Genomic DNA, 14,471 nt, shown 5'->3' on the forward strand with positions numbered 1-14,471 from the left:
ATTTTAACAAAATGTGACATATATCGCATTATTCAGCGGTTTCTTCCGTTTGGCGATGAACAAGGACTATGGCATGAATCTTATTTATTTACATGGCTTTCAAAGCAGTAATTTATCCATTAAAGGTCAAATGCTGCAGCGTTATTGTCTGGAATCGGCAGAGCCTAAAAGGCGCGGCATTCAGGTGCATCTGCCGGATTTGAATCAGCCGCCGTTAGCGGTAATGCAGCGGATGACGGCCCTGATTGACCGCTTGGGCGCTGAGAATACTGCACTTGTCGGCAGCAGTCTGGGCGGGTTCTATGCGCTGCAGCTGGCGGTGAAACATGATCTTCCTGCAGTGCTGATCAATCCGGCAATGCGGCCGTGGGCACTGTTCAGCACACTGTTTTCAGCTCAGCAGCTGCCGTATTCGGTAACAGCGCAATGGTCGCTGGATGAGGGGCAATTAAAGGATTTGGAAAATCTAGGTGTCGCCGCAGCCTGCTCATCAGCAGCAGTGTTAGCGCTGCTGCAGCAAGGCGATGAGGTGCTGGATTATGCTGAAGCCCTGACATTTTTCAGCCAGCCTGAAAGCAATGCAGTCACCATTTGTGAAACTGGCGGAAATCACGGCATGGATGATTTTTCAGCTAAAATTCCAATGATTCTGCAATTTCTTTCCGATCAGGTGGTCGCGGTTAAAAAACAGAAAATGTGAGCCGCTTGGTATCAGGCCGCTTTTGACAGCAAAAATAAATGGCGCTTGCTCTGTTCAAATGCGGCTAAATCCCGTAAAAAAGAGCAAAAGAAGGCGGCTGATTCAATGGTTGCGTCATAAATTGACGCTTAAATCCGGTAAAAGCAGGCCAAATAGCCAAAGACACCGCGCCAGAAAATCGATGGATATGCTTTTTTGCTAAAAAGAATATACTGTAGCGCTTGAGATTAATATTTTAACCAATTATGCAGGGAATTTTGCAACGTGACGCAATATACGGCTCAATCACTTGAAGTATTATCTGGCTTAGACCCGGTCCGCCGCCGGCCGGGCATGTATACCGATACCACCCGTCCAAACCATTTGGCGCAGGAAGTGATTGATAACGCTGTGGATGAGGCGCTTGCCGGCCATGCAAATAAAATTACGGTCACCGTTTACAAAGACGGTTCGCTGGCGGTAGAAGATAACGGCCGCGGCATGCCGGTTGATATTCACCCTGAATATGGCCAAAGCGGTATTGAAATTATTCTAACCAAACTGCATGCAGGCGGTAAATTCAGCACAGACAACTATCAGTTTTCCGGCGGTTTGCATGGGGTCGGCATTTCTGTGGTCAATGCGCTGTCGACGCGTGTAGAAGTGGAAGTGCAGCGTCAGGGCAATCTTTACAAAATGGCCTTTGAACAGGGTGAACCTGTTGGGCCATTGGAAGTGCTGGAAGGCAAATGCGCCAAACGCGCCACAGGGACCTCTGTGCATTTTTGGCCTGAAACCAAATATTTTGATTCACCTAAATTTGCATTAAAAGCATTAAAGCACAACTTAAAAGCCAAAGCCGTTTTAGCGGCAGGCCTGCAGATCATTTATATTGATGAAATCAATAATGAAAAGATTGAATGGCAGTTTGAAAATGGCCTTGTTGACTATTTGATGGATGAGCTGCAGGACCGTGAAATTCTGCCGATGCCTGCTTTTGTCGCTGTCGGAGATGCTGACCGCGCCAGTGCTGAGTTTGCCATTTGCTGGAATGTCGAAGGCGGTGATCAGGTTCAAGAAAGCTATGTCAATTTGATTCCAACCGCGCAAGGCGGCACGCATGTCAATGGCTTGCGTTCAGGCGTCACCGATGCCATCCGTGAATTCTGTGAACTGCGCAATCTGCTGCCCCGCAATATGAAGCTGTCCGCAGAAGATGTGTGGGACGGCGTGAATTATATTCTGTCACTGAAATTTCAAGAACCGCAGTTCTCCGGTCAAACCAAAGAGCGCTTATCGAGCCGTGAAGCTTCAGGCGTGGTGCTGAATATTGCCAAAGACGCTTTTGCCCTATGGCTGAATCAAAATTCAGATATTGCCATGCAGCTGGCTGAAATGGCCATCGCGAAAGCAGGGCGGCGCCTAAAAGCGGCTAAAAAAGTTGAACGTAAAAAAATTGTGGCTGGCCCGACTTTACCCGGTAAATTGTCAGATTGCGTTGGGCATACACTGGAAGAATCTGAATTATTTATTGTGGAAGGCGACTCTGCTGGCGGTTCGGCCAAGCAGGCGCGGGACAAGAATTTTCAGGCCATCATGCCGATCCGCGGGAAAATCCTCAATACTTGGGAGGTCTCTTCGGATGAAGTGCTGACTTCGCAGGAAGTGCATAATATTGCGATTGCGATCGGTGTTGATCCGGGCAGTGATGATTTGTCTGAATTGCGCTATGGCAAAATCTGTATTTTGGCCGATGCCGATTCGGATGGCCTGCATATCGCAACGCTACTGTGCGCGTTATTCGTCAAGCATTTTCCTGCCTTGGTCGAAGAAGGGCATTTATTTGTGGCCATGCCGCCGCTGTATCGGATTGATGACAATAAAGATGTGCATTATGCCTTGGACGATAATGAACTCGAAGGCATTTTGAAAAAATGCAAAACCAAAAATCCGCAAATTACCCGCTTTAAAGGCTTAGGTGAAATGAACGCCAGTCAATTGCGCGAAACCACGTTAGACCCGAATACGCGCCGTTTGGTTCAGCTGGATTTGGATGATGTGCATTTTACCGCGGGCTTGCTGGATAAACTGCTGGCAAAAAAACGTTCCGGCGACCGTAAGCATTGGCTGGAGCAGAAAGGGAATTTAGCCGAATTAACGGTTTAAATTAGGAACATTGTGTCAAAAAAAAGCTGCATTGATTGCGGCTTTTTTTTTGCGGGCTTGCCGAGGAACGGCTTTGTCTAAGTACGGAATTGACAGCGCCTGCTAATTGCAGGCCGGATTCATTGTCCCGCGGGAAAAGAATGGATTATTTACATGAAACGGAGCGTTTCTGTGCGGATTGAGTTGCGTATATATACAATTTCTCAGCATATTTTTGATTGAATCGCGTTAATCTGAAGTGAAGATCATGACAAGAAGATAAACCATGGAAGCAAGCTTATATTTAATTCATCCGAATGACTTAGAAACTTTGATTCTAGAGGCTGGTAATTCACAGGCTGTGCTTGAGTCGCCATTTATCCAGCAGTCACTTTATTTAGGCGATACTTGGGATACAGTAAACCGCGCCTTGAATCCCGAAGAGCAGACTGCTGAACATGCGCTGCAATATGTGATTCAGGCCGAGCATCCGCTGTCTGAACGGATTGATCATCCGGAAGCGGTGCGCTACAACACAGTGGTGCGGACGGCTGAAATACAGCAGCAGCTGCGCAGTTTGAGTGTTGATGAGCTTAAAAAGCGCTATCAGTTTGATATTGTGCATACGGCGCCAGAAGCCTTGGCGCAGGAAATCCGGCTCGCGGAGCTGAAGCTGATTTATGTGCAGCTGCAAGATTTGTACCGGACTGCGGCCAGACAGAATTTTGCGGTATTAAGCGTTATACAGAGCAAAATTAGGCCAGAAAAATTAATTTAAAATCAGCTGCATGAGCACGAGATCGCGCCATTCGCCAAACTTTTTACCGACTTGCGGCATATAGCCTGTTTGCACAAAGCCAAATTGCTGATGCAGTGCAATTGACGCCGTATTGCCGTGGTCAATGCCTGCCACCATGACATGCTTGCCCTGCTGTTTGGCCGCGTCAATCAAATGCTGCAGCAGGTGCTTGCCTAAGCCTTGCCGCGCGTAATCCGGTGAAATATACAGTGAATGCTCAACGGTATGGCGATAACCTGAAAAATTGCGAAAAGGCGCGTAGTCGGCATAGCCTGCAATTTTGCATGTTTCCAGATCTTCAATCACAAAAAAAGGCCAATGGTTTTGTTTGAACTCCTGCAGTTTGCGCTGAAAAGATTCAAGGCTGAAAGCCTGATCATTCCAGGTTGCAAACCCTTGCAGGACTTCAGGATTGTAAATTGCCAAGATATGGGGCAGATCCTGTTCTGTTGCGGTGCGGATTGTGAAAGGCATAATCGCAGTCAGATGAAAAATAATAGGATTAGATAGCTCAGGCATAAAAAAAGCAAGGCTGAAAACCTTGCTTTTTGAATTCCGGATGGAATTTAGAAGTGGTATTTCACTAAAGCGCTGACATCATTTTGGTCTACGCCTGAAATCCCGTACTTGTTGTTCCAAACTGAGTGTTCCACACCAAGATATAATCGGGTTTTTGGAGAAATATGCTTGCCCACATTCCATTTCCATTGAGTCGTCCAGTTCAATTCACTGGCATGATCACCTTTTTCCGCAGTAGACCAGTCCAGGAAGCCGTCGACTAAGAAATCTTCAGAGCCTAGTTTAAATGGCACACCGTATGTGATGGTCATTTGGTAGTCATCTTTTTGCACATCGTTGTCTGCGCGGTAGAAGTTTACGCTGGCATACTGTGTATACGGAATATCAAGGTCAAAACCTACACCGTACAAGAAGTTATTGAATTCCTGATTTGTCCGGTACCCGGCATTGTGTTCCCAAGTGGTTGCAATTAATACATCCTTAATTGGGCCTGCAGAAAGTTTTTTTCCAGAGACTTCACCTAAACTTAAACGCGGCGATAATTCTAAATATGTAGAATGATCGTCATTGCCGTCCACTTGCTGGTCAACGAAGAAAAATACATCGGAGTATTTAAGTTTAGCCGCATATTCTGCAGTTACTGTGGTGCGGTCTTCGGTTCCGACTTCATAGTTGTCGCCGTACAGGCCAGTTAAGCTGAAGTCTTGCCATACGATTGGCGAAGCCTGAGTGAGCGCAGCAGCTGAAGCCAGTGCACATGCAGTTGCGAATTGTGTAAGTTTCATTAAAAAATATCTCCCCCGAGAAGCATTGAAAGCATACAGATTCTTTAGCAAAAATAAAGCCAAAAATGACTGGAGGTCTAAAAAGTTCAATTTTAATTTTTTAATTTTGAATGCTTGATATAGGTAAATGTTTATTTTTTAACTTTTTCTTAAATTAATTGAATTCTCAGCTGCACAGCTTTTAGCAGAGAAGCGGTGCAAATCCTGCACCAAATGGCGTGCAGCCAAAGGAAAGCCATAAGCCTTATAAGGATTTCAAAAAAACATAAAATAGCACTTGCAAATTTTTCACTTAGGCCCGATATTCGAAGTATAAGGACACAGTTCTGCAGACTATAAAAGTGTTCATCATTCAATGTGGAGGACGCCGTTCCAAACTGAATTGAAGATGTTCTGGCTGTATTAAAACAGCGAGTGTGAGTGTGCCAAGATAAGAAAGTTTTGCACAAAATTTTATAGATAATCCAGAAAGTTGAGGATGATATTATGAACATAGAAATCCGTACAGATAAAAACATCCAAAATAATGAGCGTTTAATCGAATACGTTCGTGCAGAACTGAATCAGGAATTTCAGCGCCATAGTGAACGAATTACTCACTTTTCGGTGCATTTAAGTGACGAAAATGGGGACAAGGGCGGCAGCGACGACATTAAATGCATGATCGAAGCGCGTCCAGCTGGTCTGAAGCCAGTAGTTGTGAACCATAAAGGCCATAATGTGGACACTGCTATTCATGGCGCAATTGAGCGTTTAAAACGAAGTTTAGAGCATGTCTTTGAGAAAAAAGAAAATCCGCGTGCAACTCAGCCGGCGTTTGCTGATGCAGATGACGAAGAGGCTTAACAGGATTTGTTTTTTAGAAGAACTTAAAAAAGAGCCCTGCGGGGCTTTTTTTATGCGTTGAAGAATTGTAAGCCGCTGTGCCTATTTAAAGAAAATTCAGCTTGTTTTACATTAAGTCAAAACAAAAGGCGCTTTATTCGGCATAATAGTCATTATTCTATCGCCATTAATCATTTGAAGTGAGCTTTCCCATGTTAACAGCCCAGCAGCAAGTTTTTGTGCAAGCTTTAGAAGAGCAGAACCTGACACAGGTTAAGCAGCTATTAGCGGAAGGCTTGAATCCGAATTTTATCGACTTTGATAAAGGCCCTGCGATTTCTGTCTGGTCTGACGGCTTATTCAAATGGTGGGAAGAAATTTGCGAAGCGTATGAAGCGGGCGCGCCATTGTCTGAAACTCAGAAGCAGGAACGTCTGGCTGTGCATATGGATATTTTAGACGCGCTGATTTCAGCTAAAGTGAATTTGCATTTATGGGATGCAGAGGAGCTATATGGCCCATTATGGGATGCTGCCAGCGCTGCGTGCGTGCCTGCTGTAAAACGCCTGCTGGAAGAACAGGTGAACACGAACAGCAAAGACAGCGACGGCTTAACGATTCTGTCATCCATCAGCGATTTATTTTTCGACTGCGATTTCGATGAGATTAACTGGTCTGAATCACTGGATGAAGAAAAACAGACTTTAGAATTGCTGCGCAGCCATGGCGCCAAAATGACCAAAGAATTGGCATAATTAACGGGACTTTCATGACGACGATGAATACAACAATCAAAATATTTGCAATTTCCGCGCTGACAGTCGTCAGTACATGCAGTCTGGCTGCAGATTTTTCGTTTGACCGTCCGGGTACAGGTTTTGGCACAGGCATCACGCCGGTGGGCAAGCTGGCATGGGAACAAGGGCTGCCTAGCGCGGCTTATCAGGAAAGTACCGATGCCGCCGGACAAAAGTCAAAAAATATGACTTTGAACGGTGACATGCTGCTGCGCACAGGCTTGGCCAAAGATTTAGAACTGCAATTGGGCTGGCAGGGCCCTGCATGGTTTAAAACTAAAACTGGCGGACGCAGTGTAGAAAACGATGGTTTGGGCGATGTCAGCATTGGCCTGAAAAAAGCCATTGATTTGGACGATGAACAGCTGTCTATGGCCATTTTAGCTGAAGCCATTTTGGCTACCGGCAATGAAGGCTTCAGCAATGATGATGATATTTACAGCCTGAGCTCGGCAGTTTCCTATCAATACAGTGAATTGCTGAATACTTCGATTACGATGCGTTATGAAGTTCAAAACAGCGACTGGGCGGTTTCCGCTATTCCAACGATTGAATATCAAATTGCTGGGAAATTATCCGGCTATTCTGAATTCGTATTCCGCAAAGCTGAAAGCGAAGATCAGGAATATGCGTTGGGCACCGGTTTAATGTATGCGGTCAATGACCGGATGCAGCTGGATGCCAGTGTGGGCGTCGACTTGAACGGCAAAAATAAAAGCTACCGGTCTGGATTAGGTGTTGCATACCTATTTTAAGGCGGTACAGGTTTTAGATAATCTCAGGATGAGTCTATTTGCATGAATAAATTGGCTTATGGCGCAGCTTTTGCCGTGCTGGTTTGCAGCGCAGGCCTGCAGGCGGAACCGGCACTGCTTTCTCCTGAGAAAGCTTTTCCATTGACGGTAATTTCCAGCTCTGAGCAGCAGGCTGAGCTGAGCTGGAGCATTCCGCCCAATTATTATCTTTATCAGCACAAAATTACTGTACAGCAGGGCACCCAGCCGCTGGCGCTGAATTTACCGCCTGCTGAAAGCCTGCATGACGATAATTTTGGTCAAGTGCAGGTCTATTATCAGCAGCTGCAGCTGCATATTCCGACTCAAGCCTCACAGCAGTATCATGTGACATGGCAAGGCTGTGCAAAAGACCGCGTTTGCTATCCGCCGCAAAGCATCGACTTTCAAACCGATGCCAATGGCTTAGTCAGCCTGCAAAATCAGGGCAAGAGCCGTCAGCTGCTGGATTTAGCCAGCAGCAGTAATGCGCAAAACAGCGCATTGCCTGTTTCTGAGGCCCCCGCGGCAGCGCAGGAAAATAGGGCTGCCGCTGATGATTCAGGAGCAGCAGCCCAAGATCAAATGTGGTCAGAAAAGTTAGCGGAAAGCTCATTGGCATATGGTTTGCTGCTGTTCTTCGGTTTAGGAATGCTCTTGGCGTTCACGCCCTGCTCTTTGCCGATGCTGCCGATTTTGACCTCACTGATTGTCCGTGACAGCAAAGGCTTAAAAGCGTGGATGATTGCACTGACCTTTGTCTGCAGTATGGCTATGGTCTATGCGGTTTTGGGGCTGATAGCATCATCTGCGGGCTTGAATTTTCAGCGCTGGCTGCAGCAGCCGTCTACATTAATTGCTTTTAGCCTGCTGTTTGTGGTTTTTGCGCTGAATTTATTCGGGCTGTTTGAAATTAAATTGCCGCGTGCGCTGGTGCAGCGCTTGGATCATGTGCAGTCGATGCAAAAAGGCGGCAGTCTGGTCGGCGCCGGCATTATGGGCATGATTTCAGCCTTGCTGGTGGGGCCATGCATGACGGCGCCGCTGGCTGGCGCGCTGCTGTTTATTTCACAAACCCAAAGCCAGTGGCAGGGCGCACTGCTGCTGTTTACTTTGGGTTTTGGCATGGGGACGCCGCTGTTGCTGGCCAGTGTGCTGGGTTCGCGCGTTTTGCCTAAGGCAGGCATGTGGATGAACCAGATCAAGGTGCTGTTCGCCTTTATTATGCTGGGGCTGGCGCTGTATTTTGTCCGCCCGCTGATCAGTGAAGCCTGGATGCAATGGCTGTCTTTGGCGCTGGAACTCAGTTTTGTCGGCTATCTTCTCCGGTGTATTTTCCGGCGCAGTGCGCCGCTGAAATGGCTGTATATTCTGGCTCTGGGGCTGGCCGTACCATATATGGCGTACAGCCAGTATCAGCAAAGCCAGCGTTTTTTTGCTGAGCAGGCATCTGCGCAGGCGCTTTGGCATCAGGCGAAGACCGCGGCTGAGTTTCAGCAGATGCTGAGTCAAATTCCGGCAGGCCAAAAGGCGATTATTGATGTCTATGCCGACTGGTGTGTGGCTTGCCAGCCCATAGAACACCGTATTTTAAAGTCCGCGCGAGTGCAGCAGGCTTTGGCGCCTTATTATTTAATCAAGCTGGATTTGAGTCATTATGATGAGGCGCATCAGGTTTTGCTGAATCAGTGGGATATTTTAGGCCCGCCAACTTATTTATTTTTAAATGAGCAGCATCAGGAAGTCCGCGGGCTGCGCCTGACTGGCGCTTTTACAGAAGAAGAATTGCTGCAGCAGCTGAGCCGGTTTTGACTCTTGCCGCTGTCTTAGCTAATCAGGAGTATGGCGATGCAGCTGTTAATCGCAAATAAAAATTATTCCAGCTGGTCCATGCGCCCTTGGCTGGTGCTGAAGGCCTTCAATCTGCCTTTTGATGAAGTCATGATCGTCTTTTCGGATGAACCCTATGCGGGCGAGTTCAAACAAAAAGTGCTGGCGGTCAATCCGAATGGCAAGGTTCCTATTTTGCTGGATCAAGAGCAGATGGTCTGGGATTCGCTGGCCATTTGTGAATATTTGGCGGAGAAATTTCCGCAGCATGCGCTGTGGCCTGCCGATTTGGCGCTGCGGGTTCGGGCGCGCTGTATTTCGGCAGAAATGCATAGCGGTTTCATGAGCTTGCGCAGCCAATGCGGTATGAATATTCATGCCGATTTAAAGGCATTGGGCGCAAAATTATGGGCAGAGGATGAAAGCCTGCGCAAGGATATGGCGCGCATTGAGCAAATTTGGACGGCGCGTCCACGCTTAGATGGCTTTCTGTGCGGAGAATTTTCAATTGCAGATGCCTTTTATGCGCCAGTCGTCATGCGTTTGAATACGTATGGACTGCCGGTCAGTGATTCTGCACAGCGCTATATGGCGCTGATGATAGCGCATCCAGCCGTGCAGCAATGGATGCAAGAGGCTGTGGCTGAACCGATGCGGGTCGCGTATTTGGAAGCCAATCCCTGACCGGGAGCCTTATCGCGCTGGTTCTGAAGCTGAAAAATAGATTTCAACTGAATTTCGGCCGTTGGCTTTGGCTTGATACAGGGCTTTGTCAGCCTGACTGAGCAACTGCTGCGGCCGGAATTCAGTTTCAGAAACGGCAATGCCGAAACTGGCGGTAATGTGAATGCGCTGTCCTTCATCGGCAAACAGTTCAACCTGCTCAATCGCTGAACGGCAGCGCTCTGCAACCTGCTGCGCCTGTTCTAAACTGGATTGATGCAAAATTAAAATAAATTCTTCACCGCCGAACCGTCCAACTACATCAGTGCCGCGCACCAGCTGGCTAAGAATTTCGCTGACTTTCACTAAGGCTTCATCGCCCTTATGATGCCCGAACTGATCATTGATATGTTTGAAGTGATCCAGATCCAGCAGCACCAGCGCATAGTCTTCTTGGTCGGGATCACTTAATCGGTCGAGGCACTGATTGATGCTGCGGCGGTTGAATAAATTGGTCAGCGGGTCCATTTGACTCAGCTGCTGAATTAAGCGCTCGCGGTGGCGCCATTGGCTCAGCAGAATTTCAAACAGGGCGAGGCAAGTGCATAAGATTGGCGTGATAAAAAACAGCATCGACAGCAGCCAAAAATGATTGCTGTAATAGGGGCCGTTGATTTGAAATAGCGGGCCATAGCTTAAATTGCCTGTATAGCTGAGATAAGCGCTGCCAATTAAATATAAGGTGGCCGGGATAAATGCGCTGTATACGATCACGCGCGGAAGCAGCACTAGGCCCACTGTAACTAAGCTGACGTAGGAAATCATGGTGGCGGGGCTGAGTACACCTACCAGATAGCCGTCACGGCAAAGCGAAATCACAAACAGCCCGACCGATAAATAGGGCAGCGCCAGTTTGACCCAGCGTTTATGCTGCCAAGCAAAGCAGGGCCAGATCAGCAGAAGCAGCAGCACGAAAAAAATGCTGTTCAATATGAGCTGAGATTGAACTGAAGGGACATTGACCCATTGCCAAACGCTAGGGGTCAGCAATACAAAGGACTTCCAGATGATCCAGGTCAGATGAACGGCCGCCCCTAAAAAAAGCATGAGTGCGCATTTTTTGAGGATATTCCAGTTCATGACGACTTCATCTTCGAGCATATATTTCAGAATTTTTTGCTCAGAGACGGCTTCGCCTTTTGGAGGAACTATCTTCATGCGTTTATATTCACCTTTATCATAATTATATTTTTTTCTTAAAGTTTATGTAGATAGGCTGTTTTAAAATCTAAAATAGCATGCTTTAAAACATTTGGTAATGGCTATTTTTCAATCAAGACTTAGACCGGAAAGGCAAAATGCCCAAATTGTTCTGAATATGAAACAGTGTGTATTAATGCAGAGGATTATTTCATTCCTGAATTTTTTGTAGACTAGCCTCAATTCATAAATTATAGAAACGGGTTTGATCATGAAAGTTCTGCATATCGATTCCAGCATCATGGGTGACGCTTCAGTATCCCGCCAGCTTAGCCAAGCCATTGTTGCGCAGCTGAAAGACAAGCATGCGGATGCGCAAGTGGATTATTTGGATTTGGCGCAGCAGCCGATTCCGCATTTGACCGCTGAAATTTTGATGGGCAAAGATGCAGAACAGGCCGCTTTGGGTGAGCAGATTATTCAGCAGTATCTGGATGCCGATGTCGTGGTTGTTGGCGCAGCCATGTATAACTTCGGCTTATCTTCTGCTTTAAAAGCTTGGATTGACCGTATCAGTGTGGCAGGCAAAACCTTTAAATATACTGAAAATGGCCCTGTTGGCCTAGCGGGCGGTAAAAAAGCCTATATCGCCAGCAGCCGCGGCGGTGTTTACGGTGAAAACAGCCCTGTCGATTTTCAGGAAGGCATGCTGAAAACCGTATTTGGCTTTACTGGCGTGAATGATGTTGAAATTATCCGTGCAGAAGGCGTCAATATGGGCGCTGAGCTGAAAGACAAAGCCATGGCGGATGCAATGTCTAAAATTCAAGCAATTTAGAATATTTCCTCGGCTGAAGCCTCTCCCTTCAATGGATTCAGCTTTTTATGGTCAGCTTCGGCTGACCTTTTTTTATACTTGGATTCTCAGATGATGCGGCACAAACTGTTGCCTTGCCCATAGCGGCTCAGTCCCGGTCTAGGCGGTGGGCAAAATCAGACAGATCCGCCAAAGCGCGCTGGCCTTCTTCAAACCATGCGCTGAACATTTGAAAATTGTGCCACATCCCCGTATAGATTTTAAATTCAACATCTACACCGGCCTCATCCGCCTTGTCTTTAAAGCGCTGCGCATCATCCAGCAGAATTTCCTTCGAGCCGACTTGAATATGAATGGGCGGCAATCCGGCTAAATCGGCAAAAAACGGAGAAACAAAGGGATCTGCCCGGTCTACAGATTTTGGCACATAATAATCGATGCCTGCTTCAAGCGCTTCAATACTCAGCAGGGCATCATGCTTTTGGTTAAAGCGCAGTGATTCGCTGCTTAAGGTCAAATCTAAAAAGGGTGACATTAAAATCAGCCCACTGACTTGCGGGAGCTGTTCTTTTTGAATCCGCAGCGCCAGCGCCAAGGCTAAATTAGCGCCGCAGGAATCGCCTGACAAAATGATATCTTTGGCCTGTATGCCTTGGTCCAGCAGCTGGCAGTAAACATCAAACAGCGCATCCAGCCCTTCTGGATATTGATATTCGGGTGACAGCGGATAATCCAAATGCAGCACCTGCATTTGTGTGCGCGCGGCCACTTGCGTCAAGAATGCGCGGTGGGTGTTCATTGAGCCGAGAAAAAATGCACCGCCGTGAATATGGAAAATCAGCTGCGTGGACGCATTTTGCGGTTTCAGCTCTTCCGCACGCAGGCCTGCAAGGCGCAGCGGACGCACCTGAATATCGGAATTTTGCGGAATCATGCGGCAGAGCTGTTCCAGTGCAAAACGCAGCGTGCCGGGCGGCAGGTTGAACTGGCTGGGCGCGCGGATTGCCGCTTTCAGAAAACGTTCTGTAAATAATTGTTTCGTCAGTGGAGAGATCTTCATGCTGTTTCCATCTTTTTATCTTTTTTGGCCTGAGTTTGCTTATTTACCAACACAAGTTACAAGGTTACACTAAATGGTCACATTCAAAAATTGCAAATTTGTTGTGAGTTTTTAATAATTAAGCTGTCTATACCAGACCAGGGAAATAAACAAAAATGAAAAAAATTGCGCTAGCATTAGGATTACTTGGGTTGACTGCATTGGCAAACGCTGCAGACCCTTTAAATGGCACATCTTGGAAGACAATTGATGATAAAACCAAGCAGCCGAAAGCTATTGTAAAATTTACTGAGCAAAAGAATGGAACATTGACTGCCAGCATTCAGCAGATTTTGACCAAGGGCGAAGAAAATGCCTGCACCAAATGTGAAGGCCCGTATCACAACAAATCACTGAAAGGCTTGCGTATTGTCAGCGGCCTTAAAAATACCGGTGGTACAAGCTATGCAGATGGGACTATTTTAGATCCGCAGTCTGGCAAAACTTACCGCTTGAAAGGTGAGATTGCTGATGGCGGCAAAAAACTTGAGTTGCGCGGCTTTATTGGCGTCTCTGTGCTTGGCCGTAACCAAACTTGGATTCGCGCGAACTGATTTTGCCCGAGCCGGTCTTGCCTGATCCAAAAGGCAATTCCAGAGAAATTCAAAAAACCTGACTGTATGCAGTCAGGTTTTTTTATACGCGGCCGTCGGGTGTAAGCATCTTTAAATTTTATTTTAAATTACGGTAAGCGCCTTCATCAAAACCGACAATCAGGCCTTGCTGGGTTTGCAGTACCGGGCGTTTAAGCATGCTGCTGTGCGCTGTCAGGGTTTCAATTAAATGCGCCTCACTAGCAAGCGCTGCCTGCTGTTCAGCTTCATCAAGCTTTTTCCAAGTGGTGCCTTTTTTATTCAAAATAATGTCCGCGCCTTTGGCATCCAGCCACGTTTTTACTGTTTCAGCATCGATCCCCTGTTTTTTATAGTCATGAAATTCATAAGCAAGGCCTAATTCATTCAGCAGGTCGAAGGCTTTTTTCATGGTGCTGCAGTTCTTGATGCCGTAAATCTTGAGCATTGGGATATATCCTAAACGTAATAAGTTATGCAATGTTCAACAGATTAACTAAAAATGCGTGAAAGCTCTATGCCTGTGTCCGCCGCTTTTATCATTTTAATTTTTTTTAGCATGCGTGCCGCTGCTGTAATGAAATCGACATAAAGCCGCTCTAGACTGAGAGCCAAGAAGAACAGATCAGCAAATATTGAAAAAAATCGAAGATTAAAATCAAGCGTCTGCAACGCACAGCATAAAAAAAGAAAAATAATAAAATACAACAATACGCTGTGCAGAGATCTCTGCAGGTATTTGCCGAGTAACTGCTTAAAATGCAGGAAAATTGATGAGGGGAAAAAGAGAAAACCCGCATTTAATCATCCTGATCATGCGGGTCTCAGTACAACGTCCATTGTCACATCCATGAAAAACAAGCTAAATCTTTTAGTCTGTTTTTGTTTTCTTCCTACGGCGTCCTATCCTTTTGTGTCATCCTGACATGTCCCTGTGCCGTGCGACAATAATGCGCTGCATTCAAAGT

The 14,471-nt window shown here is 46.6% G+C and carries 15 protein-coding genes; 10 read left to right on the forward strand and 5 right to left on the reverse strand.

Annotation, left to right across the window (positions count from 1 at the left end):
- Nucleotides 1–73: 73 nt before the first annotated feature.
- The 3 genes from AZH43_RS07635 (at nucleotide 74) to AZH43_RS07645 (ending at nucleotide 3,602) form a co-directional block, all read left to right on the forward strand.
- Nucleotides 74–700 (forward strand): YqiA/YcfP family alpha/beta fold hydrolase, encoded by a 627-nt coding sequence (locus AZH43_RS07635; RefSeq protein WP_067668442.1) that lies wholly within the window; start codon nucleotides 74–76, stop codon nucleotides 698–700.
- A gap of 264 nt (nucleotides 701–964) precedes the next feature.
- Complete coding sequence (gene parE, locus AZH43_RS07640; protein WP_067668353.1) at nucleotides 965–2,845, forward strand: DNA topoisomerase IV subunit B; 1,881 nt, start codon at nucleotides 965–967, stop codon at nucleotides 2,843–2,845.
- A gap of 265 nt (nucleotides 2,846–3,110) precedes the next feature.
- Nucleotides 3,111–3,602, forward strand: a complete 492-nt coding sequence (locus AZH43_RS07645; RefSeq protein ID WP_067668355.1) for a DUF1877 family protein — start codon at nucleotides 3,111–3,113, stop codon at nucleotides 3,600–3,602.
- On the opposite strand, the gene AZH43_RS07650 is transcribed toward AZH43_RS07645, so the two are convergent.
- Both AZH43_RS07650 and AZH43_RS07655 read right to left on the reverse strand, forming a co-directional pair.
- The gene (locus AZH43_RS07650) at nucleotides 3,594–4,142 is read right to left on the reverse strand and encodes a GNAT family N-acetyltransferase (protein ID WP_067668357.1); all 549 of its coding nucleotides are present in this window, start codon (nucleotides 4,140–4,142) and stop codon (nucleotides 3,594–3,596) included. The two genes, AZH43_RS07645 and AZH43_RS07650, sit on opposite strands and share 9 nt — an antisense overlap.
- 47 nt (nucleotides 4,143–4,189) lie before the next feature.
- Nucleotides 4,190–4,927 (reverse strand): outer membrane protein OmpK, encoded by a 738-nt coding sequence (locus tag AZH43_RS07655; protein ID WP_067668359.1) that lies wholly within the window; start codon nucleotides 4,925–4,927, stop codon nucleotides 4,190–4,192.
- Nucleotides 4,928–5,413: 486 nt separating this feature from the next.
- Between AZH43_RS07655 and AZH43_RS07660 the strand changes: the two genes are divergently transcribed.
- The 5 genes from AZH43_RS07660 to AZH43_RS07680 all read left to right on the forward strand — a co-directional run bounded on the left by AZH43_RS07660 (nucleotide 5,414) and on the right by AZH43_RS07680 (nucleotide 9,836).
- Complete coding sequence (locus AZH43_RS07660; RefSeq protein ID WP_067668361.1) at nucleotides 5,414–5,773, forward strand: HPF/RaiA family ribosome-associated protein; 360 nt, start codon at nucleotides 5,414–5,416, stop codon at nucleotides 5,771–5,773.
- 191 nt (nucleotides 5,774–5,964) lie between these two features.
- On the forward strand, nucleotides 5,965–6,507 hold the full coding sequence (locus AZH43_RS07665) for an ankyrin repeat domain-containing protein (protein WP_067668363.1): 543 nt from the start codon (nucleotides 5,965–5,967) through the stop codon (nucleotides 6,505–6,507).
- Nucleotides 6,508–6,530: 23 nt separating this feature from the next.
- Nucleotides 6,531–7,304 carry a transporter gene (locus tag AZH43_RS07670; RefSeq protein WP_067668365.1) on the forward strand — a complete coding sequence of 258 codons (774 nt, stop codon included), beginning with the start codon at nucleotides 6,531–6,533 and terminating at the stop codon, nucleotides 7,302–7,304.
- Between the two features lie 42 nt (nucleotides 7,305–7,346).
- Nucleotides 7,347–9,134: a protein-disulfide reductase DsbD gene (gene dsbD / locus AZH43_RS07675; protein ID WP_067668367.1), complete on the forward strand. Its 1,788-nt coding sequence runs from the start codon at nucleotides 7,347–7,349 to the stop codon at nucleotides 9,132–9,134.
- Between the two features lie 36 nt (nucleotides 9,135–9,170).
- Nucleotides 9,171–9,836: a glutathione S-transferase family protein gene (locus tag AZH43_RS07680; RefSeq protein WP_067668444.1), complete on the forward strand. Its 666-nt coding sequence runs from the start codon at nucleotides 9,171–9,173 to the stop codon at nucleotides 9,834–9,836.
- A gap of 9 nt (nucleotides 9,837–9,845) precedes the next feature.
- Here the strand turns inward: AZH43_RS07680 and AZH43_RS07685 are convergent, their stop codons facing one another.
- Entirely contained in the window at nucleotides 9,846–11,033 is a 1,188-nt protein-coding gene (locus AZH43_RS07685) for a GGDEF domain-containing protein (protein ID WP_067668370.1), read from the reverse strand.
- 253 nt (nucleotides 11,034–11,286) lie between these two features.
- Between AZH43_RS07685 and AZH43_RS07690 the strand changes: the two genes are divergently transcribed.
- Nucleotides 11,287–11,853 (forward strand): FMN-dependent NADH-azoreductase, encoded by a 567-nt coding sequence (locus AZH43_RS07690; RefSeq protein ID WP_067668372.1) that lies wholly within the window; start codon nucleotides 11,287–11,289, stop codon nucleotides 11,851–11,853.
- Between the two features lie 127 nt (nucleotides 11,854–11,980).
- Here AZH43_RS07690 and AZH43_RS07695 read toward each other — a convergent pair whose 3' ends face one another.
- Entirely contained in the window at nucleotides 11,981–12,892 is a 912-nt protein-coding gene (locus AZH43_RS07695; RefSeq protein ID WP_067668374.1) for an alpha/beta hydrolase, read from the reverse strand.
- Nucleotides 12,893–13,047: 155 nt separating this feature from the next.
- On the opposite strand from AZH43_RS07695, the gene AZH43_RS07700 reads away from it, so the two are divergent.
- A complete protein-coding gene (locus AZH43_RS07700) occupies nucleotides 13,048–13,485 on the forward strand; it encodes a DUF2147 domain-containing protein (RefSeq protein WP_067668376.1) in 438 nt (145 codons plus the stop codon).
- 118 nt (nucleotides 13,486–13,603) lie between these two features.
- Here the strand turns inward: AZH43_RS07700 and AZH43_RS07705 are convergent, their stop codons facing one another.
- Nucleotides 13,604–13,951 (reverse strand): Spx/MgsR family RNA polymerase-binding regulatory protein, encoded by a 348-nt coding sequence (locus tag AZH43_RS07705; RefSeq protein WP_067668378.1) that lies wholly within the window; start codon nucleotides 13,949–13,951, stop codon nucleotides 13,604–13,606.
- Nucleotides 13,952–14,471 lie beyond the last annotated feature (520 nt).

Origin of the sequence: Acinetobacter pragensis (genome assembly GCF_001605895.1) — a bacterium.
Taxonomy (GTDB): Bacteria; Pseudomonadota; Gammaproteobacteria; order Pseudomonadales; family Moraxellaceae; genus Acinetobacter; species Acinetobacter pragensis.

Coding starts and splice junctions, on each gene's coding strand:
- AZH43_RS07655 (WP_067668359.1), bottom strand. CDS start 4,927: ATGAAACTTACACAATTCGCAACTGCATGTGCACTGGCTTCAGCTGCT.
- AZH43_RS07685 (WP_067668370.1), bottom strand. CDS start 11,033: ATGAAGATAGTTCCTCCAAAAGGCGAAGCCGTCTCTGAGCAAAAAATT.
- AZH43_RS07680 (WP_067668444.1), top strand. CDS start 9,171: ATGCAGCTGTTAATCGCAAATAAAAATTATTCCAGCTGGTCCATGCGC.
- AZH43_RS07635 (WP_067668442.1), top strand. CDS start 74: ATGAATCTTATTTATTTACATGGCTTTCAAAGCAGTAATTTATCCATT.
- AZH43_RS07695 (WP_067668374.1), bottom strand. CDS start 12,892: ATGAAGATCTCTCCACTGACGAAACAATTATTTACAGAACGTTTTCTG.
- AZH43_RS07665 (WP_067668363.1), top strand. CDS start 5,965: ATGTTAACAGCCCAGCAGCAAGTTTTTGTGCAAGCTTTAGAAGAGCAG.
- AZH43_RS07660 (WP_067668361.1), top strand. CDS start 5,414: ATGAACATAGAAATCCGTACAGATAAAAACATCCAAAATAATGAGCGT.
- AZH43_RS07670 (WP_067668365.1), top strand. CDS start 6,531: ATGAATACAACAATCAAAATATTTGCAATTTCCGCGCTGACAGTCGTC.
- AZH43_RS07645 (WP_067668355.1), top strand. CDS start 3,111: ATGGAAGCAAGCTTATATTTAATTCATCCGAATGACTTAGAAACTTTG.
- AZH43_RS07700 (WP_067668376.1), top strand. CDS start 13,048: ATGAAAAAAATTGCGCTAGCATTAGGATTACTTGGGTTGACTGCATTG.
- AZH43_RS07650 (WP_067668357.1), bottom strand. CDS start 4,142: ATGCCTGAGCTATCTAATCCTATTATTTTTCATCTGACTGCGATTATG.
- AZH43_RS07705 (WP_067668378.1), bottom strand. CDS start 13,951: ATGCTCAAGATTTACGGCATCAAGAACTGCAGCACCATGAAAAAAGCC.
- dsbD (WP_067668367.1), top strand. CDS start 7,347: ATGAATAAATTGGCTTATGGCGCAGCTTTTGCCGTGCTGGTTTGCAGC.
- AZH43_RS07690 (WP_067668372.1), top strand. CDS start 11,287: ATGAAAGTTCTGCATATCGATTCCAGCATCATGGGTGACGCTTCAGTA.